The sequence below is a fragment of the Idiomarina piscisalsi genome (assembly GCF_002211765.1).
In the GTDB taxonomy this organism is placed as follows: Bacteria; Pseudomonadota; Gammaproteobacteria; order Enterobacterales; family Alteromonadaceae; genus Idiomarina; species Idiomarina piscisalsi_A.
Genome location: NZ_CP022133.1, coordinates 25,644 through 45,438, shown reverse-complemented (window position 1 = coordinate 45,438; position 19,795 = coordinate 25,644). Strand labels below are relative to the sequence as shown.

The window sequence follows — 19,795 nt, the reverse complement described above, 5'->3', positions numbered from 1 at the left end:
GGTGTCTCCTTAAATTGGGATTTAAATTTATTCGTTCCTTAACGAGTCGAGAGCTAGTGTACGGATGGGGGAATATTGGATAAAACGAATAAAACGGATTATGATAATCGGAAATACCAATTAAGTTCATTGCAAAGGGAAAACCATGAGCAAATTACCCAGTTTAAAAAACCTCAGTTATTTGCTGGCGTTGCATCAAGAGCAAAACTTTAATCGCGCGGCAGCTGAATGTAATGTCAGCCAGTCCACATTAAGCAGCGGTATTCAAAACTTAGAAGAGCAATTGGGCTGTCAGCTCATCGAGCGTGACCACAAGTCGTTTTTGTTTACGGCATTAGGTGAAGAAGTGGTTGAGCGTGCGCGGCAGATTCTCAGTGCAGCCGAAGAACTGAGCCATTACGCCCAGGGCCAGGGCAATGTGATGGAAGGTCCATTGCGCTTAGGGGTTATACCCACTATCGCACCTTTTATCATTGGCCAGTTAAGCAAGCAGTTGCAGGATTTATACCCTAAGTTGCTATTGCAGATTTCCGAAGACACAACTCAGAACTTATTGCTGCGACTGAAAAACGGTGAGCTCGATATTTTACTACTGGCACTCCCCATGGACATCCAGGGCAATCAAAAATGGGTACTCGGCCGCGACCCCTTTAAACTGGTTGTCCACAAAGACCTGGCGGACAACCTTGGTGAACCTGTCGACTACGACAAGCTTCCGGACAGAAGCATATTCCTGCTGGAAAAAGAGCATTGCATGACCGGTCACGCGGTAGCGGCGTGTCAGTTAACCGACTCGATAAAAATGAATCCATTTACCGCCACCAGCCTGCACAGCCTGGTGCAAATGGCAGACGCTCGTTTAGGGGCAACCTTTATTCCGCAAATGGCGATAGACCGGGGCATCCTCAGCAATACCGACTTAGTGCCGTTAAAACCGACCGGACAAGAGGCGTCTCGTGATATTGGCTTGGTATACCGGCCAACCACCAGTCGCCGTCAAACATTCCGCAAAGTTGCGGAAGAAATCGCTCAACTACTGCCAATTAATACCTTGCGCTAACCGCAAGCGGTTAGCGTCTTCTTGCCGGCGGCAGAGGGTATCTTTCTGCCAGACTGATACTCTCGCCGTCCGGTTTAATCACCCGGGCATGGCGTCGATTGAGCTGGCGTGGATCGGTCACGCCACAAGAGTGCGCAATGATGTTTACCCCGTATTCCATGTATTTATGATAGTTTGCGACGCGAACGCACTTGTCCGTTGGATCGAGCCCTTTCATCAGTTTAGGGTCGTCAGTTGTCACACCGGTGGGACAGGTGTTTTTATTGCATTGCATAGCTTGAATACAACCTAACGAGAACATAAAACCTCGGGCAGACGTAACAAAGTCAGCTCCCATCGCAATCGCCCAGGCCACATCAGCCGGCGTTATCATTTTACCGGAAACAACCACTCGAACCCGCCCATGCAAGCCCGCTTCCGTGAGCTTATCAACCAAAACCGGAAGGCTCTCAGATACTTTTAGTCCAACGTAGTCCATCAGCGGTTGTGGTGCCGCACCAGTGCCTCCGTCCGCGCTGTCGAGCGTAATGAAGTCAGGCGCGGATTCAACGCCCCGCGTTAGAATCGAGTCAATCAGTTCATCGATCCAGCTTGGGTCGCCCATAACAAATTTAAAACCCGTTGGTTTACCGGTAATGGTTCGAACCTTGTCAATAAAGTCGAGCAGCTCCTCGTTGTTGCTGATTTCCGGATGACGATTCGGACTAATCGCATCTTTACCAACTTCGATGCCACGAATTTGCGCGATTTCTTCATTCACTTTTATGCCAGGCAAAATACCGCCTTTGCCAGGCTTTGCCCCCTGACTGAGCTTAATTTCGAACATTTTGACGTTGTCGTGACGGCCAAGCTCTGCCAAACGATTTTCATCCAGGCGACCTTCCTTATCGCGAACACCGAACTTCGCGGTTCCCATTTGAAATACAATGTCGCAATGACCAACCAGGTGATAGGGCGACAAACCTCCTTCGCCGGTATTCATCCAGCACCCGGCCTTTTCAGCCCCTTGCGATAAAGATTTAACCGCCACCGGAGACAAAGCACCGTAACTCATTCCTGAAATGTGAAAATACGAAATGGGGGAATAGGGTGTTTCACAGTAAGGGCCTATAAGCACAGGTTCGGGCGCCGCTGCTTGTTCGGCAAGAGGTGGATAGGGCGCATTACTGAAAATAATGGTGCCGGTACGGGTTAAGTCTCGCGTTGAGCCAAAAGCAACGTTTCGGTCAGCGTTTTTAGCCGCCCGATACACCCAACTGCGTTGGGCACGGTTAAACGGCATTTCTTCGCGGTCCATGGCAAAGAAATATTGGCGCATAAATTCGCCCATACGCTCGAAAATATAACGAAAACGCCCCACAACAGGGTAGTTACGTCGAATCGTGTGTTTGTTCTGGGTTTTATCCACCACATACATCACACCAACAGACACAATCAGGGTAATAAAAAGAAGCACAAAAATAGCCGCTAGCCATTGCGCTAATACCAAAAGAGAGTCCGTACCAAAAAGCTTCTCGCTCATTCCATTCGCACTTTTTTATGGATTAATACGTCTATTAACGGCTAAAGCCATAAACAGATCAAGCGAAGAGTCATCAAAATTTCAACGAATGGCGTATACTGAAAATAATGACAAACAAAGGAGACCCTTATGTTTAATCGAAAACTCGTATTCACCGCATTGCTGGCAGCCTCTACAAGCATGACGGCGGTAGCAGACACGGTTGAAACGGAACGCCATAAAGTCACCGTATCCACTTTTGCTGACGGTTTCACCAACCCGTGGGGCATGACATTTTTGCCAGACAACAGTGTGTTAGTCACCGAACGTTCCGGGGATCTTTATTGGGTGTCTGAAAACGGTCAATACCGGGAGAAGATAAGTGGTACGCCTGAGGTTGTCGCAAAGAGTCAGGGAGGTCTGCTCGATGTAACGATCGATCCAGACTTTGAGAGTAATCAGTGGGTATATATTAGCTATTCAGAGCCGGCGCAAGACGGTGGCAAAGGTAACAGCACAGCCGTAATGAGAGCAAAGCTGGTCGACAAAGCCTTTACCGATAAAGAGGTGATTTTCCGCCAGGCTCCGAAATACGAAAGCAACGCACACTTTGGTTCGCGCTTAGTGTTCTCGCCTGAAGGACACCTGTTTGTTACTTTAGGTGACCGTTATTCACGCATGGATGACGCTCAAACACTGGATAACCACCATGGTAAAGTCGTACGCATTTGGCCCGACGGCAGTATTCCTGAAGATAACCCCTTTGTTGGCCAAGATAACGCTTTAGATGAGATTTGGTCTTATGGCCACCGCAATGTGCAAGGCGCTGACATTCATCCTGATACCGGTGAGCTCTGGACGGTAGAGCATGGTCCACAAGGCGGTGACGAAGTTAACATCCCTAAAGCCGGTAAGAATTATGGTTGGCCTGAAATCACTTACGGTGTTGACTATGGCGGAGCCATTATTAGTGAAGACGCGGTGAAAGAAGGCATGGAACAACCGTTTTATTACTGGGTACCGTCAATTGCTACCGCTGGCGCGACTTTTTATACCGGCGACGCTTTCCCTGACTGGAAAGGTGACTTTTTCGTGGCCGCTCTGAAAAGCTCGTTAGTGGCTCGACTGGACTTATACGAAGGGCGAATGATGCACGAAGAGCGCTTGTTTGAGGACACAATAGATGCACGTATTCGTGATATTAATCAAGGACCTGATGGCTTTCTTTATTTGCTGACCGACGAGTCCAATGGCTCAATTCTTCAAATTAAACCGGCAGATTAACAATGTTGTATTCAGCGGTATTTAAAAAACTAACTTACACGGGGCTGCCTTTACTGGCGGCCTCTTTCGTTGTGCAGTCCGCCGAAGTGGACGAAACCGTTGTCGTTACGGCAACAGAAAGCGAAACGCCCTGGCTGACAACCGCGGCGAGTATCGATCGGGTGAACATCGAGAATACACTGCCTTCAATGAACATTGATGCTGGCGACGCGTTAGCAGGTGTCGCAGGGATTCAGGCCGATAACCGTTACAACTACGCACAGGACGCCCGGTTAGTGGTTCGCGGTTTCGGTTCCAGAGCCGCTTTTGGTGTGCGTGGCTTGCAACTGAACGTCGATGGCATTCCTCTGTCCATGCCCGATGGACAGGCGCAAACCTCTAGCTTCATTCTCGACAATGTTGACTCATTAGAAGTGCTCCGTGGGCCTTTGGCCACGCTGTATGGTAACTCCGGGGGCGGGGTGGTTGAGTGGTTCAGTCGCCAACCCACCGAAACGGCGCTAGAGTGGGGCGGTCAGTTCAGTGAAAACGACACACAACGCTACCGTGTCAATGCGCAATGGGCAACGGACACCAAGCAGCTACAGCTTATGGCAACCGACTTTCAGACCGATGGCCCACGTCGCCACAATTCTGCAGAGCGCCAGCAACAGGCCGTACGCTGGTACCATCAATGGGACGATCATAACCGTTTTATTCTGCGCTACGACAATAATGACGCACCGCTGTTGCAAGACCCCAGCGCTTTAACGCCTGAGGCCTGGCGTGAGGATCCAACGCAAACCGTTCAGCGTGCTATCGACTTTAATACCCGCAAAGACATTCATCATCGACAAGGCTCTTTGAGCTGGTTTCACGAGCGAGACAATGGCGAAGGCTTAGTCTCTGTTTGGCAAGGTGACCGCGAGATTGAGCAGTTCCTGCCTTTCGCTGGCGATAGCGTTAACGACGACGGGATTTACACCAGCTCCGGTGCGGTCATTGATGTCTCTCGCCAATTTGAAGGCGCGCACGCACGCTGGCGTCATCGCGGGAATAACTGGTCTGCGACCTTTGGTGCACAACTTGAGCGACAGCAGGATCATCGCTTTGGCTATGTGAATGACAATGGTGAAAAGGGTGAGTTGCGCCGTGACGAATTTAATTGGATAGACAACGCATCCGCTTACCTGCGCTTTCAGTGGCAATTAAGTGCAGAGTGGTCAGCAACCGGTGGCGTGCGGTACAGCGATATCAGCTACGACGTTAAAGACTACTTTACGGAGCTTGATGGTGCCGATGACAGTGGCAGTAGCGAGTTTCAGGAAACCACCGCAGCAGCCTCTCTGACTTGGCAGTTTTTACCCACATCCGCCACTTATTTAAGCCTTGGTCAAGGCTTCGAAACACCGACGCTCACTGAGCTTGCTTATCGAAATCAAGGTTCCGGTTTAAACCGCGAACTCGGACCGTCCACCAATGACCAGTGGGAATGGGGCATTAAGCACCAGCTACCAAAAGGCTGGCGTTTGCATTTAGCCTTCTTTGGTATTGAAAGCGACAACGAGATATTGGTTGATCAGTCGAACGATGGCAGAACGACATATCGTAATGCCTCTGAGACCTCTCGCGAAGGTGCCGAGCTCACCATTAACGGCGCGTTGACACAGCAGTTAAACCTATTGGTTTCCTACAGCTATATAGATGCGGTATTTGGCGAAGGTCCGTTACAGGATAACCAACTGCCCGGTGTGGCCGAAAGTCAGGGGTATTTGCGTTTCAACTGGCAGCCAACCGAGCAGTGGTTGGTTCAAGTTTCAGGTCAGTATCGTGACGAAACCCCGGTTAATGATGCAAATGACACCTTTGCACCGTCTTACACCACTTGGAATTTTGCGGCGAGCCGGGAATGGCAATGGTCGAACAGCGAATTGAACGTATGGGTTCGGGTCGACAATATTACCGACAAAGATTACGTCAGTGCGGTGGTTGTGAATCAGGGAAGCGGGCGCTCGTTTGAACCCGGAATAGGACGACAAGCAAGCGTCGGCATTAGCTGGCGCCGACGCTTCTGAGTGGTTTTAGACCATCGCTCTCAGCACATCAAGCAGGCGCTGAGCCGTCTGCTCTGATGATGCTGGGTTCTGGCCGGTAATCAGCATACCGTCCTGAACCGCATAGGCTTGCCAGTCATCAACTTTACGATAATGGCCGCCTTTCGCGGTCAGTTCGTCTTCCAACAAGAAAGGCACGACGTCCGTCAATTCAACGGCCGCTTCTTCAGAGTTACTAAAGCCCGTTACCGTACGGCCCTGAACAATGGGGTCGCCACTTGGTGTTTTCGCATTCAACAGTACTGCCGGCGCATGGCACACCGCAGAAACCGGCTTTCCTTTACTCCAGAATTGCTCAATCAATTTAATCGACTTTTCGTTATTGGTTAAATCCCACAACGGTCCGTGACCACCCGGATAAAAAATAGCGTCAAAATCATCGGGGTCAACATCGTCCAATGTGCAGGTTGTTTCGAGCTTGTGTTGCGCCTTAGCGTCATTTTCCAAACGCTCCGTGGCTTCTGTTTGCGCATCTGGCGCTGTGCTGTTTGGATCCATCGGCGGCTTACCACCTTTTGGAGACGCCAGCGTGACCTCAACACCCGCATCCACAAACACGTAGTAAGGTGCAGCAAATTCCTCAACCCAAAAGCCGGTCTTATGATCGGTATCGCCGAGCTTGTCGTGTGAGGTTAAAACCATTAATACTTTCACTGGGTACTCCTTAAATTTCGTCTGAAATTTTCTATTAACTTACCGCCCTTCTACGAATACGGGCTCTTTTTTGATCATTCCGAGGCGTTATCAAGCCAGCGATATAACGTGCGCCGAGTCACCCCTAGTATCTGCGCCGCCTGCGACTTATTGCCGTCGGTATGCTCTAACACTTTTCTAATATATTGGCTTTGGTATTCATCCAGCGTTGGCCAGGCCGAGGTCGCCGCCGGCTGACTGGTATCACTTTTTTCAACGATACGCTGCGGAAAGTCATCGACTGACAAAGTGTCGTTACTGGAGAACGCAAATGCCCGCTCTATGGCGTTTTGAAGTTCCCTAACGTTGCCCGGAAACGGATACCGATACAATAAATCGAGAGCCTCCGCCGAAATTCCGCGTACCACTTTATCGCTACTTTTTTGCTGTTGCTGAAGAAAAAAGTTCGCCAGCCGCTCAATATCTTCACCTCGCTCACGCAAAGGAGGAACGCGCAAACTGAACGTTTCCAGACGATAAAATAAATCCTGCCGGAACTTACCCTCTTCAACCAAACGCTCTAAGTCCTGGTGCGTCGCAGCAAGAATGCGAACGTCCACTTGTTCTTCTTTATCGCTACCAACAGCTCTTATAGTACCTTCTTGTAAAACACGCAATAATTTGGCCTGGAGCGCCATCGGCATTTCGCCAATTTCATCGAGCAACAAGGTGCCGCCATCAGCTTGCTTTAAAAGACCCTGACGTTTATTCTGTGCGCCGGTAAAAGCCCCCGCAGCATGGCCAAAGAACTCACTTTCCATTAAGTCAGCAGGAATGCCCGCACAGTTAACGGCCTGAAATGGTTTGTCAGCTCTGTCGCTCAGTTCATGCAGGGCTTTAGCGACTAACTCCTTACCCGTGCCGCTTTCGCCGGTAATAAGGACACTGCCACCCGTTGGCGCAATGTGTTCAATTTGGTCATAAAGCTTACGCATGGCGGGACTTTGCCCTACCAAGCCACCGGGGCCTTTCTGTTGCTGCTTGTAACGTTTCAGTTCCCGCTGCAATGAACGATGCTCTAGTATCCGATCAACGCTCAATAGCAGGTGCTCAATATCCAGCGGTTTAGTCAGAAAGTCATCGGCGCCTTTTTTCAACGCATCAACCGCCTGGTCAACTGTGCCAAATGCTGTTATCAGCAGCAGCGCCGGTGGGTTCTCCTGCTGTTTTAAGCTTGCCAGCAAAGTGAGCCCTGACTTTCCCGGCAGTCGTATATCGCTGACAATTAAATCGGGACTTGCCTTACTGCATTGAAACTCTTCTAAGCTTCCCCATGCGTTCACTTGGTAGCCTTCTGCTTCAAGTTCTTCGACCAAAAGCTCCTGCAAAGCCGGGTCATCTTCAATCACACCAATGACAGCTTTAAGTACAGCCATTATTGTTCTCCTATCACTGACGTATCAGCCAGGCTTGAGGCTGGTAAGCTTAAAATAACGCGACAACCACCCTTGTCATTATTCGTTAGTGTCAGTTCACCCTGATGATCACTCAACACATGTTTCACTATCGTCAGCCCCAAACCGGTCCCTTTACCTTGTGGTTTATTGGTTTCAAAAGGGTGCAGGGCTTTCTCTTTCATGTTTTCCGGCAAGCCCGCACCATCATCATCGATAATAATTTTCAAGGTATTGCTGTTATCGAGCTCGGCATGCAAGTGCACGATATGTTTTGCTGCCTGTAACGCATTGCGCATGACATTCACCAACGCCAGTTCAAGCCGCTTACTATCCACTTTTAACGTGACAGCCGGTAACTCACCCAGCTCGACTTTGGCTGAGCCTTTATCTTGCTCAAACTGAATACTGGTTACTGCCGTTTCAACCAAAGACTGAAGCGATAAGGTTTCTCTCTGCTGAACCGGTGTTCTGGAGAATGCGAGAAGCTGATTCACCAACCCGGTTAGGCGTTGCACTTGACCACGCACCGCTTGCAGCTGACGCTGACTTTCTTCATCTTTGTGGGTTCTTAAAAGGCGACTGGCGCGACCATCTATTACGGTGAGTGGCGCCCCAAGTTCGTGTGCTACTCCACTAGCGACGCTACCGATAGCCGCCATTTTTTCCTGTTCGCGCAATGCCTGCTGAAGTGAGGTTTCATGCTGACGTCTCTGCTCTAGCTCCTTTTCGGCATTTTCAATACTGTCCAGCATTCGATTCAGCCCCTGGGCAACTTCCTGCAATTCGGAGGGACCTTCAGGTTCTACACGCGCGTTGCGGTTACCTTCCGCCACTTGCAGCATCGCATCTTTCAGTTTGACAACGTGTCGCCCCACACCTCGATAATGACCGAATACCAATACGGCGATGGTAATAACGGCAAAGGCGCCCCAGGTTAACCAGGCATATTGGCTAAGTTCTTCGAAAGACTCATCAAAGTCACTGGCTCGGCGGTTAATTTGCAATAACCCGATAATTCTGCCGCCTCTGTCCACTATAGGAAGGAACTGTGAGAAAACATCACGTCCCTCTACCCGCCGGTAGTCATCCTGTTTTATTCCGGTTTGCACCGTTTGTAACGCTAACTGACTATTACTTAAATCGGTTTCCGTTACCCCCGCCTCAGCAACTTGCTCGCCGTAAACGTTGTAAACCGATGCGCCGTAAACACGGCCGATACTAAAAACAGAGTCGAGGTTAGCTTGTACTGTATCTAAGTCATTATTAACCAACGCATCACTAATCGGTAAGCTGATAGCGCGCCCCAAAAGTTCTAAGTCGCTTTTTAAACGATCATTAGCTTCCTCTGAAGCCACCTGTAAGCCCACACTGATAGCTACGCCCGAAATAAGCAGCATGGGGAAAACGACGTAAGCAAGTAAGCGGCGTTGCAAACTAGAAAGCGGCCATCTGTATACTTTTGTCACACTTTCCTCCTTTGGCTGTGTACTCAGGATACACATTTTCCAAAGTGTCTGCCTTAAAGATTACTTATCAAACAAAAAGCACATTAATAACAGTATCTTATAGAGTTGGCACAGTCTTCGCTTTAAATAGTGCGTTAATCAATCTGGCAGAATCAACAAGGAGATTATCATGCAAAAGACAATCATTGCATTGGCTACGGTATTCGCACTGGGTAGCACTGCCGCTATGGCACAGCAGCAACAAGCGCAAGACACCATGACACAACAACAGCAAACCCAGGAAATTACCGAAGGTATGCTGGTTAAGTTTGTTTCAGCAATGGAAGAAGTACAGGGCGTTACTGAAAAATACCGTGCAAAATTCCAAAATGCAGAAAACCAGGAAGAAGCTCGTAATATTCAACAGTCTGCTCAGCAAGAAATGATTGCAGCGGTTGAAGAGGCGGGTCTGACGCCTCAGCAGTACAACATGATCATTCAACAAGCACAGAATGATGAAGAGTTACGCGCTCGCTTAGAAGAGTTAACGTCTGACTCTTAATTCGCGTTTTCGAGACTTTATTCTAAAGCGGCCAATTATTTAGTTGGTCGCTTTTTTATTTGTCTACAACTTTAGTCGTAGTGATCCCACCATAATGACGGCCTCCCCCCGAAATTTACAATGTAACGCTTGATCAATTGTTAATTTAGTGTAATAACAAATGAGTACTATCTTTGATAGTTACAATAAAAACAACATGTTATCCATCGCGGGGAGAACAACAATGAAAACAGCATTTAAGTATTCACTTTGTGCACTAGCGGTCGGCGCATTATTTCATTCGCCAACTAGCTTTGCGCAAGAAGACACTCAAGCAGAAGATGAGCGTTTAGAACGAATCCAAGTAACCGGTTCACGTATTTCAAGAACCGAGATGGAAGGCGCCTCTCCAGTCGAAGTTATCGACAGAGAAAGCATCGAAGCCTCTGGCTTTAACAACCTTCAACAACTTTTAGAGCGCCTACCCTCAGCCGGTGTAGGAACTTTTTCAACTCAAGGTAACAGCCAGGACACCACGGCAAACGGTGCCGCAGCAATTAGTTTGCGTGGTTTTGGTGCCGATTCAACCTTAGTTCTGTTAAATGGTCGCCGTGTTGCAGTGTCTTCATTCGCAGAAGGCGTTGCTAACTCTTTTGTCGACATTAACTCTATTCCTGTCGCTGCGATTGAGCGTATCGATATTCTTAAAGATGGTGCGTCCGCTATTTATGGCTCTGACGCTGTCGCTGGTGTTGTAAACATCATTCTACGTGATGATTTCGTCGGAACTGAACTAACAGCTAGTCACGGTGGTACAACTGGCGACGTAAACTACGAAGAAACCAGCATGAGTCTTGTTTGGGGTACAGGTAGTGATGACAGTAACACCACTATGATTCTCGACTACTGGAAAAACACCTCTATCATTGGTGCGGAGTTTGGTCGTAACGGCACAGCAAACCAGGCACCGTGGGGTGGTAACGATTTCCGTTCTTCTCGTGGCTTCCCGGGAAGCTTTATCGTAGACGGTGAGGAACTGCCAGATCCAGACTGCCCACCAAGCTCTGAAGTAGGCACTCGCTGTGTATTTGATTACGGTCCTTATGCTCAAATATTCCCTGAAGCAGAGCGTGTGGGTGCAATAATTCAGTCTCGCAAAGAGTTTACTCGTGATATTGAAGGTTACATTGAGATCGCAGCCCAACATAACCGCTCTAAAGCGGGTGGCGCGCCAACACCTTTAGATGCTGACGCGGGGCTTTATGTTCCAGCTGACCACCCTAACAACCCTTGGGGTGAGCGAGTCGATATTAACTTCTTCCGTACTGTAGATGCTGGGCCTCGTATCTGGGACGTTGAATCAGACACCCTACGCTTTATTGCCGGTTTACGTGGCGATTTAAACGGCTGGGGCTGGGATATTTCTTACCAAAAAGGGCGCAGTGAAGGTATGCAGACAGGCTCTCGTGAACAGGGCTGGGTACGCACTGACTTCCTACAAGAAGAAATTAACGCGGGCAACTACAATCCGTTCGGCGGTACGATTAACGACCCTGAAGTCATCAACGATATAACGACCTCTTTGGTTCGTCGTGGTGAGTCACACTTAACCGCAATTGACGCCAGCATAGCCGGCGAAGCGTTTCAGCTCGGCAACCATTACGTATCTATGGCGGCCGGTCTTGAGTATCGTGAAGAAGACGTATTTGACCAGCCAGATGATCAGTTCCAGCGTGGTTTAATTTTTGGTACCGAGTCAGTACAGGCTGAGTCAGAACGAGACCAGTGGGCTGCTTACATGGAATTCTTAATTCCAATTACAGACACATTAGAGCTAACCGCAGCAGGTCGCTATGATGACTACAGCGACTTTGGTTCAACCTTTAATCCTCAGTTTAAATTACAATGGCGCCCAACTACTGATGTAACGCTTCGTGCATCATACGGTGAGGGTTTCCGAGCGCCATCACTGGCTCAGATTGGTTTAGGTCCATCTCAGGTTTCAACTTTCTTCGTTGATGAATACCGCTGTGAAACAGATGGTGAAAGTTGCGTTCCACTTGACTACACCATCGTATTCTCAGGCTCAGATGACCTGCAGCCCGAAGAGTCATCAAACTATAACTTAGGTGCCGTTTGGCAAGTTAACGATGACTTTGATATTTCTGCGGATTACTGGTCAATTGAGCAAGACAATAAAATTGTTCAAAACGACTTCGAAACTGTCTATGACGAAAACTGTAATGACCAAAGCAGCGACGTCTGTGTTCGCCGCGCCCCTTTACCTGGCGATGAGCTAGGTGAACTGGCAACGCTTTACAACACATATGTAAACCTATCTAGCCAGGAAGCGGCTGGTCTTGATTTCTCAGCGAATTATAACTGGGATACTCAAGATATGGGTACGATCCGTTTCGGTCTTGATTGGTCATACATGAGTAAGTTCGAAAAAGATGGTATTGATTACGCAGGTGAATATGAGTACCCAGAGCACCGCTGGACTGCTCGTGCTGAGTGGAGTCAGGATGCATTGGGCGTAAACTTAAACCTCAACTACATTGGCGAGTTTGAAGATTACCAAGCACCTGCGTTAGTTGAGAGTGAGAAGGCGCGTATGGTTGATAAACAACTACTGGTTGATTTACAAGGATACTATGACGTGACTTCTCAGCTTCGCCTGACTATTGGTACCACCAACTTGTTTGACGAAGAGCCACCAGAAGCGTTTAACAACGACCTATACGGCTATGCACCAAGCGTTCATAACCCCCGTGGTCGCTTTGTTTACACCAAAGTGAGTTATTCATTTTAAAAACTAAGTTTTAGCAGACTGTAAAATCCGCAATCAGTTTGGTCTGATTGCGGATTTTTTTGATCATATCTCCTATGCTTTACGTAACTCATTAAACTAAAAAGAATTAAACGCAAGGAGACAGCGACGTGAAAGCATCCGATTTATTCGTAAAAGCTCTGGAGAACGAAGGTGTTGAATACGTTTTCGGTATTCCGGGCGAAGAAAATCTGGACCTATTAGAGTCTCTTTCAAAATCTAATATCGAGCTTATTCTAACACGCCACGAACAAGGTGCCGGCTTTATGGCTGCCACTTATGGCCGTTTAACGGGCAAACCCGGCGTTTGTTTATCGACGTTAGGTCCGGGCGCAACCAACCTGGTGACGCCAGTAGCCTATGCGCAACTGGGCGCTATGCCAATGGTGGTTATTACCGGCCAAAAACCGATTAAAGAACGTCATCAGGGTCAGTTTCAGATTATCGACGTTGTCGATATGATGACGCCAATTACCAAATACACACAGCCTATTATCAGCGCCAGCAGCATTCCGTCCCACGTTCGGGAAGCGTTTCGTCGTGCAGAAGACGAGCGGCCGGGTGCGTCTCACCTGGAGTTGTCTGACGACATTGCTCGCGAAGAAGTTAACGCTAACCCAATAACGCCGAGCTTCTCGCGCCGTCCCATTACTGAGCATAAAGCGGTTCGTCATGTTCTGCAGCTGTTAAAAGACGCGAAACACCCAGTGCTGCTCATTGGTGCTGCGGCAAACCGCAAAATTACCGCGAAAATGCTCAGAGCCTTTGTCGACAAAACCGGCATTCCTTTCATTACCACACAAATGGGTAAAGGGGTTATTAATGAAGATCACCCTCGCTGGTTAGGTAATGCTGCGGTATCTGACGGCGACTACCCGCACCGAGCAATAGAAAAAGCGGACTTAATTCTGAACGTTGGCCATGATGTTGTTGAGAAGCCTCCGTTTATGATGAAAACCGGCGTCAACGACGACAGAAAAGTGGTTCATATTAACTTCCAGGGCGCCCAGGTAGACTCAGTCTATTTCCCACACGCCAGCATGATTGGTGACATTGGTAATAGTATTTGGCAGCTAAAAGAAGGCATTGAACCGCAAGAGCACTGGGACTTTGACTTTATGCTGAAGGTTCGCGACCACATGCGCGATCATACCGATGAAGGCGCCGACGACAGCCGTTTCCCTATTTTACCTCAACGCTTAGTTGAAGACGTGCGGGAAGTCATGCCTGACGATGGCGTTATAGCGCTGGATAATGGCATTTATAAAATTTGGTTTGCCCGTAATTATCCGGCTCGCGAGCCCAATACCGTATTATTGGATAACGCATTAGCGTCGATGGGCGCGGGTTTACCATCGGCAATGGCTGCGAAACTGGTTAATCCAGAGAAAAAAGTCATGGCGATATGCGGTGACGGTGGCTTTATGATGAACTCTCAGGAGTTAGAAACCGCCGTGCGCATGAACCTGGACATTGTCATTGTTATTCTCAACGACAGTGGCTATGGCATGATTAAATGGAAGCAGCAGCACATGGGCTTAAGTGACTATGGTTTGGACTTCAATAACCCAGACTTTGTGAAATACGCTGAGTCTTATGGTGCCAAAGGGTATCGCGTGGACAGTATCGATAACCTGATACCAATGATGAAAGAGTGCCTGAACAAGCCGGGTGTACACCTGATTGATGTTCCCATGGACTATTCACAAAACGACCGGCTGCTGAACGAGGAAATTCCTGAACGCAGCCGGGCAATAAAAACTTACTAAACCTTAGATGGATCCGTGTCCGCGAAGTAGGGGTAGTCGTTGAGCTTATCAACGAACGCCTCTAGTCGTGGGTACTTATCCAAATTAAACCGTTTTCGGAACAATCCCCAACTCAAGAAGCATCCTAGCCTTAATTCTCCGTCACTAAACGGATGGGGGCCTTCATAGGCGACCGCGTGGTCTTTTTCTTCCATCAATTGAAGTATGTCGTTAATACGGTCTTGCTGGCGCTCTAAATAAGGTGCTTGCGTACTTTTTACGCCGTCTTTTTCCAATAGAAAAATATTAATGGCAGCGTCCATTGCGGTGTTAACCAGACAATATTGGTCAAAGTCCTTCGTATCAGCAAAAAACCGTTCACCCGCTTTTTCCCGCACATACTTCAAAATACTGGTGGAGTCGTGCAGTCTTAAATCGTTATGGTGCAAAAACGGCACTTTTTTCGCCGGACTAAGCTTTGCACTCGTATCGTAGTCTGTTTCTGTTAATGAAAACTTAGTATCTGTCTCTAACAGTGCAATACGGCAATGTCTTACATAAGGTGACGTGTAACTGCCAAACAATTCCATGGTAAACCTCCGTTAATGATCACGACAGGCTTCGTCGGGATACTCCAGCTCTATGGTTGTATGAGCTAATTCAAACTCGGCCAGTTGTTCTGATATTTTTTCTTTCAGCACCGCTCTCTCCGTGCTGGTTAATTCCTTTGATACCACAATATGAGCGGTTAATACATGGCGTTCGCCATCGAGCGACCAAAAGTGCAGATGGTGGGCGTTATCGACTAAGTCCAGCACCACCAACTTTTTATGAATTTGCTGATAGACTTCCGGGTCAGGGGAAGCTTGAACAAATAATTTAATCGTTGCGCCAAGATGACGTATCACATTCACCAGAATAAATAGCGTAAAAGCAATAGAAAGCAGAGGGTCAAGAATAGGCCAGTCGACAAACAGTAAAACAACAGAAACGATCAGTACGGCAACCCAGCCCAGAACGTCTTCCAGCAAATGCCAATTTAAAACCCGTTCGTTCAGGGACTGGCCTTTTGAGAGTTTAAATGCCGCGTAACCATTCACAATAACGCCAAACACGGCCAGTAATGCCATTCCCTCCGCCATTGGCATAACCGGATTCCACAGCCTCGGGATAGCTTCAAATAGAATCCAAATGGAACCTGCTGTAAGAATAACGGCGTTGATAAAAGCACCGACTAACGAAAGACGCCGGTAACCATAAGTGAAGGTATTGGTCGCGTCTTTCTTGCTGAATTTATCCAGCAACCAAGCCATACCAATGGATATGCTGTCGCCCAAATCGTGTACCGCATCTGCGAGTATTGCCGTACTGTTTGTCAGTATTCCACCAATAAACTCAATAACGGTAAAACACAGATTCAAGAAAAACGCCCAGCCAATGCGTTCAGACGCTGTGTCATGATGATGGTGGTGGTGCATATTATCCCTAATGTTAATAAAGGTTTGTTTTAATGACTGAAAAGCCGTTTAAAAAACGTAATTCTTGTTAATGTAACACTCATTTATAACGCAAATGAAGTATTGCTTACACACGTTGAACAGTCCAAAATTTCGCCAACTTTAGATATCGCTAAATTATAGTGTTGTAACCTTCCTTTAGGAGTTTTTCATGAAGTACTCTTTATTAGCTTCTATCAGTGCAAGCGCACTGGTTATGAGCTCTTCTGCGCTTGCCCAGGATCAAATTGAATGGAGTGGCTTTGGTAGTATTGCCGCCGGCATGACAACCGGCAGCGACGACCAGCTGTTCGGCTACGATAACGATTTGGACTTTAACCCAGGCAGTCTATTTGCACTGCAAGCAAAAGCGAATTTGTCCGACAAGCTTAGCGTCACCACACAAATTATGTCACGCGGCTCTGAAGATTTTGACCTTGGCGTTGAGTGGGCATACCTACAGTATCAGCTGACTGACTCCGCCAGTGTTAACGTCGGTAAACTGCGTTTACCTTTTTACATGTATTCAGATTACCTGGATGTCGGTTACAGCTACCACTGGCTGCGCACCCCTCAGAGCGTTTATCGCGTGCCTTTCGATAACTACACCGGCGTTAGCTTTCAGCATAATGCGTTCGTTGGTGACTTCACTTTTAACACGCAAATTGTTGCCGGCAATATGCAGGACGACATTAGTGTAATTGGTGGTGAAACGGCCGAAGCTGAATTGAACAACCTTATCGGCTTTAATACCAGCGCGATATACAGCAATCTGACGATGCGAGTCGCGTACTACCAAACCAATGACGCAAACATTCAGTTACGCGGTATTGACGGTGATGTAGACGCATTACTTACGCTATTAGAGCAAGTTGGAGCTGATCAAATCATCACTGAACTTGATGCGTCGGAAGACAAAGGCACTTTCGCTGGTGTCGGCGTTATGTACGACAATTTCGATTGGTTTGTTGGCGCTGAATATACGGAATTAGAGTTAGAAAATAGCTACGTTCCAAAACAACGTTCAGCTTACATTACCGCCGGAAAACGTTTCGATTCTTGGGCTCTGCATGCGACTTACGGCAAAACTGACGACAAAGTCATGAACCCTGAGCGCTTTGCTGTACCCGACCCGCAATTACAAGCCGTCGTGAATCAAGCAGCCAATATCGTGGTTACCGAAACGGCTTACAGCTCTATCGGCGTTAACGTCAACATTGCGCCAAGTGCGGTTTTGAAATTTGACGTTACTCACGCTGACAACAAGTTAACCGACGAATCTGATGTATTGGCATCAGCTGCCGTTCAATTTGTATTTTAAGGAAGTATGATGAAAAAGTTAGCCGTATTTCTCATCGTGTTGTTCGCCGGTATGCTGAGCTTCTCAGCGTCGGCAAACAACGGTGTTGTCGTGTCTCAGACTGAGATTAACGAAGAGTCCATCGCCCGAATTTATTTGGGGCAGTCGCGTGTTTTAACAGGCGTTAACCTGCCTGAAGATTCAGCCACTCGTACCGCTTTTGAAGAAGCGTTAGTCGGTCAAACCGGCAACCAGTTAAAGCGTCATTGGGCTAAATTAAAGTTCACTGGCCGGGCGACGCCACTTGAAACCTTAAACAACGACGATGCGGTCATCGAGTTTTTGAAGAGCAACCCGCAAGGTATTGGGTATGTTTCAGACAAAAGCAAAGTATCCGGTGATTTGAAAGTTATCGCGACGTTCTAAGCCACAGCACGAAAGCCTCCGGTTATTTGCCGGAGGTTTTACGTTGAAACCTGGTTTCGGCCATTTTCTTTTGATTCATATAAGGCTGCGTCCGCTTTTTCTAACCAGTTCTCAGCAATTGAAAATTCATTAGAAAATTCAGCAACGCCTGCGCTTACTGTCAGTTTTAGCTGCTCATCGTTATATTCTTTGCCTAACGGCAGGGGCGTTTCTTCTATCCGCTTTCTTAATCGATCGGCAACTAGCACACCGTCTTTTAACGACGTCTTAGGTAAGAGAATGACAAACTCTTCTCCGCCGTAACGACCACAAACATCCGTTTCTCGCTGGCTTTCTAAAATGATATCTGCAATCAATTGAATAGCTCGGTCACCAACTTGGTGCCCATACGTATCATTAACCTGCTTAAAGTGATCAATATCCATCATGATGACAGATGCGGTGTCTTCGTACCGTTTACAACGAAGAAACTCCTGCTCAAACAGCGTTTGCCAATGTCCGCGATTAACGAGTTGGGTTAAGGCATCCGTCTGGCTGATGGTTTTTAGCTTTAATAAGTTATTCGCTTCCTCACTGACATCATAAACCAGCGCACAAATATGATGGATTTGTTTGTCCGTAGAAAATAATGGAAATAACGTCACGTTCTGAAACATTAGTTCAGATTCTGCTGTAAACGGTCGGGTATTTTCAAAGTTCAGAATGTGGGGCTCTTGCTGCCAGTTACAGTGGGCCTGAATCCCCAACTTTAAAACGGACTCGGTTTTGTATTGAAACCAGCTTTTAGGTAACGTTGGCAACAGAGTGAACAAGTTTTTATCTCTAGCCGCAACGCTACTGATGCCACTGTGGTTTTCCATAAAACCGTTCCACACTTTAACCTCGTAATTGCGGTCAAAAACTATCAGTCCAACCTCAATATTCTGAAGAATTTGTAAAACCCAATGCAGGTTAGTAATGTCTAACTCATCTTTATTCATCGATAAAGTACCCGGCTCGTTCTTCAAGTGCTGCAATTGAAGCTTCAGTAAAAATAACATAGAGATCGCAATTCAAATGATAGTCAGGGATCTCATAGTCGATGGTAATGACTAAAACTTCTTTGTCTTTCACATCTTCTTTGAACACATTATTGACGGTTTCGCTCATTCCCAGAAAGGCTGGCTGACTGATGTTTAATTCTAAATCCAGTTGTGAGGAGAACCGCTTTAAAAAAGCGGCTATCAGCGTTGAGGCAACATCTAGCAATACACTTCGGCTGTCATCCTTAAATTCATAACCATGGTAGGCCGACAGCTTAGATGGTAAGTCGTTGAGCGTTCGATTATCAACGCAAAGAATGGCTTCTCCGGCTATTGCGTTACCAACAAAACCCTCAGACACCATGTTTACACGTACATTGTCATCGTGAAGTTCATGGATCAGCGCATTGTAAGGGCGCTTGGCCACCTCTGGAACAGGGAGCTGAATAAAGGAACCCAACATATCACCAAGCAGTTTTGCCGCATCGCCAAGCGCTATATTGCTGACCTCCTTTAAAATATCGGTAGGCTCAATAGGCTCAGTTTTTGCTTTCCGGCGCTGGTGGTTACCAGGCAATAACTCTCTTATAAGACCATAGCGCTCGAGTACATCGTGCAATTCTTCAGAAACAATAGGTTTCTTTATAAAACCCAAAGCACCGAGTTTTTCTACCCGGCGTTGTGACTCTTCCTGAATATCACCGGAGATGACTATTGTCAGGCAGTCTAACTGCTGTTCCCTAATACTTTTTAAAACCTCAAAACCATCCATTACTGGCATGGTTAAGTCAAGAAACAGCAGCTCTACAAGACCTTGTTTTATAAGATCTAACGCTTCTTGTCCATTTTCAGCGAAGCTCACCTCAATGTCCCAGTCCTTAGGTAAGGCAAGCTCAATGCTTTTTCGGGCGACTTTAGAGTCATCACATATTAGAACTTTCATAGACTAAACATGGCAT

The 19,795-nt window shown here is 47.5% G+C and carries 16 protein-coding genes; 8 read left to right on the top strand and 8 right to left on the bottom strand.

Annotation, left to right across the window (positions count from 1 at the left end):
* Nucleotides 1-145 precede the first annotated feature (145 nt).
* A complete protein-coding gene (locus CEW91_RS00215; protein ID WP_088767137.1) occupies nucleotides 146-1,060 on the top strand; it encodes a hydrogen peroxide-inducible genes activator in 915 nt (304 codons plus the stop codon).
* Nucleotides 1,061-1,070: 10 nt separating this feature from the next.
* Here the strand turns inward: CEW91_RS00215 and CEW91_RS00210 are convergent, their stop codons facing one another.
* Entirely contained in the window at nucleotides 1,071-2,582 is a 1,512-nt protein-coding gene (locus CEW91_RS00210) for an FMN-binding glutamate synthase family protein (protein ID WP_088767136.1), read from the bottom strand.
* 129 nt (nucleotides 2,583-2,711) lie between these two features.
* Between CEW91_RS00210 and CEW91_RS00205 the strand changes: the two genes are divergently transcribed.
* Together CEW91_RS00205 and CEW91_RS00200 are read left to right on the top strand one after the other, a co-directional pair.
* Entirely contained in the window at nucleotides 2,712-3,845 is a 1,134-nt protein-coding gene (locus CEW91_RS00205; RefSeq protein ID WP_088767135.1) for a PQQ-dependent sugar dehydrogenase, read from the top strand.
* A gap of 2 nt (nucleotides 3,846-3,847) precedes the next feature.
* Nucleotides 3,848-5,899, top strand: a complete 2,052-nt coding sequence (locus CEW91_RS00200; protein ID WP_088767134.1) for a TonB-dependent receptor family protein — start codon at nucleotides 3,848-3,850, stop codon at nucleotides 5,897-5,899.
* Between the two features lie 6 nt (nucleotides 5,900-5,905).
* Here CEW91_RS00200 and CEW91_RS00195 read toward each other — a convergent pair whose 3' ends face one another.
* The 3 genes from CEW91_RS00195 to CEW91_RS00185 form a co-directional block, all read right to left on the bottom strand.
* Nucleotides 5,906-6,592, bottom strand: a complete 687-nt coding sequence (locus CEW91_RS00195; protein WP_088767133.1) for a type 1 glutamine amidotransferase domain-containing protein — start codon at nucleotides 6,590-6,592, stop codon at nucleotides 5,906-5,908.
* Nucleotides 6,593-6,666: 74 nt separating this feature from the next.
* On the bottom strand, nucleotides 6,667-8,007 hold the full coding sequence (locus CEW91_RS00190) for a sigma-54-dependent transcriptional regulator (RefSeq protein WP_088767132.1): 1,341 nt from the start codon (nucleotides 8,005-8,007) through the stop codon (nucleotides 6,667-6,669).
* Nucleotides 8,007-9,494: a sensor histidine kinase gene (locus CEW91_RS00185; protein ID WP_232506988.1), complete on the bottom strand. Its 1,488-nt coding sequence runs from the start codon at nucleotides 9,492-9,494 to the stop codon at nucleotides 8,007-8,009. Before CEW91_RS00185 ends, CEW91_RS00190 begins: the two co-directional genes overlap by 1 nt.
* Before the next feature lie 169 nt (nucleotides 9,495-9,663).
* Here CEW91_RS00185 and CEW91_RS00180 point away from each other — a divergent pair, with 169 nt between their 5' ends.
* From CEW91_RS00180 to CEW91_RS00170, 3 genes are all read left to right on the top strand, one after another.
* Nucleotides 9,664-10,035: a DUF4168 domain-containing protein gene (locus tag CEW91_RS00180; protein WP_088767131.1), complete on the top strand. Its 372-nt coding sequence runs from the start codon at nucleotides 9,664-9,666 to the stop codon at nucleotides 10,033-10,035.
* A 223-nt stretch (nucleotides 10,036-10,258) separates the two neighbouring features.
* Complete coding sequence (locus CEW91_RS00175) at nucleotides 10,259-12,826, top strand: TonB-dependent receptor (RefSeq protein ID WP_088767130.1); 2,568 nt, start codon at nucleotides 10,259-10,261, stop codon at nucleotides 12,824-12,826.
* A gap of 128 nt (nucleotides 12,827-12,954) precedes the next feature.
* Nucleotides 12,955-14,613: an acetolactate synthase large subunit gene (locus CEW91_RS00170; RefSeq protein ID WP_088767129.1), complete on the top strand. Its 1,659-nt coding sequence runs from the start codon at nucleotides 12,955-12,957 to the stop codon at nucleotides 14,611-14,613.
* Here CEW91_RS00170 and CEW91_RS00165 read toward each other — a convergent pair.
* Together CEW91_RS00165 and CEW91_RS00160 are read right to left on the bottom strand one after the other, a co-directional pair.
* Complete coding sequence (locus CEW91_RS00165) at nucleotides 14,610-15,182, bottom strand: glutathione S-transferase family protein (RefSeq protein WP_088767128.1); 573 nt, start codon at nucleotides 15,180-15,182, stop codon at nucleotides 14,610-14,612. The genes CEW91_RS00170 and CEW91_RS00165 overlap by 4 nt on opposite strands.
* A gap of 12 nt (nucleotides 15,183-15,194) precedes the next feature.
* Nucleotides 15,195-16,070, bottom strand: coding sequence for a cation diffusion facilitator family transporter (locus CEW91_RS00160; RefSeq protein ID WP_088767127.1), 876 nt, complete (start codon nucleotides 16,068-16,070; stop codon nucleotides 15,195-15,197).
* A gap of 190 nt (nucleotides 16,071-16,260) precedes the next feature.
* Here CEW91_RS00160 and CEW91_RS00155 point away from each other — a divergent pair, with 190 nt between their 5' ends.
* Both CEW91_RS00155 and CEW91_RS00150 read left to right on the top strand, forming a co-directional pair.
* Nucleotides 16,261-17,409, top strand: coding sequence for a hypothetical protein (locus CEW91_RS00155; RefSeq protein ID WP_088767126.1), 1,149 nt, complete (start codon nucleotides 16,261-16,263; stop codon nucleotides 17,407-17,409).
* 6 nt (nucleotides 17,410-17,415) lie between these two features.
* Nucleotides 17,416-17,814, top strand: coding sequence for a phosphate ABC transporter substrate-binding protein (locus CEW91_RS00150; RefSeq protein ID WP_157803478.1), 399 nt, complete (start codon nucleotides 17,416-17,418; stop codon nucleotides 17,812-17,814).
* Between the two features lie 38 nt (nucleotides 17,815-17,852).
* Here the strand turns inward: CEW91_RS00150 and CEW91_RS00145 are convergent, their stop codons facing one another.
* Together CEW91_RS00145 and CEW91_RS00140 are read right to left on the bottom strand one after the other, a co-directional pair.
* Nucleotides 17,853-18,854: a GGDEF domain-containing protein gene (locus CEW91_RS00145; protein WP_088767124.1), complete on the bottom strand. Its 1,002-nt coding sequence runs from the start codon at nucleotides 18,852-18,854 to the stop codon at nucleotides 17,853-17,855.
* Nucleotides 18,787-19,779 (bottom strand): response regulator, encoded by a 993-nt coding sequence (locus CEW91_RS00140; RefSeq protein WP_088767123.1) that lies wholly within the window; start codon nucleotides 19,777-19,779, stop codon nucleotides 18,787-18,789. The genes CEW91_RS00145 and CEW91_RS00140 overlap by 68 nt, the downstream gene beginning before the upstream one ends.
* Nucleotides 19,780-19,795 lie beyond the last annotated feature (16 nt).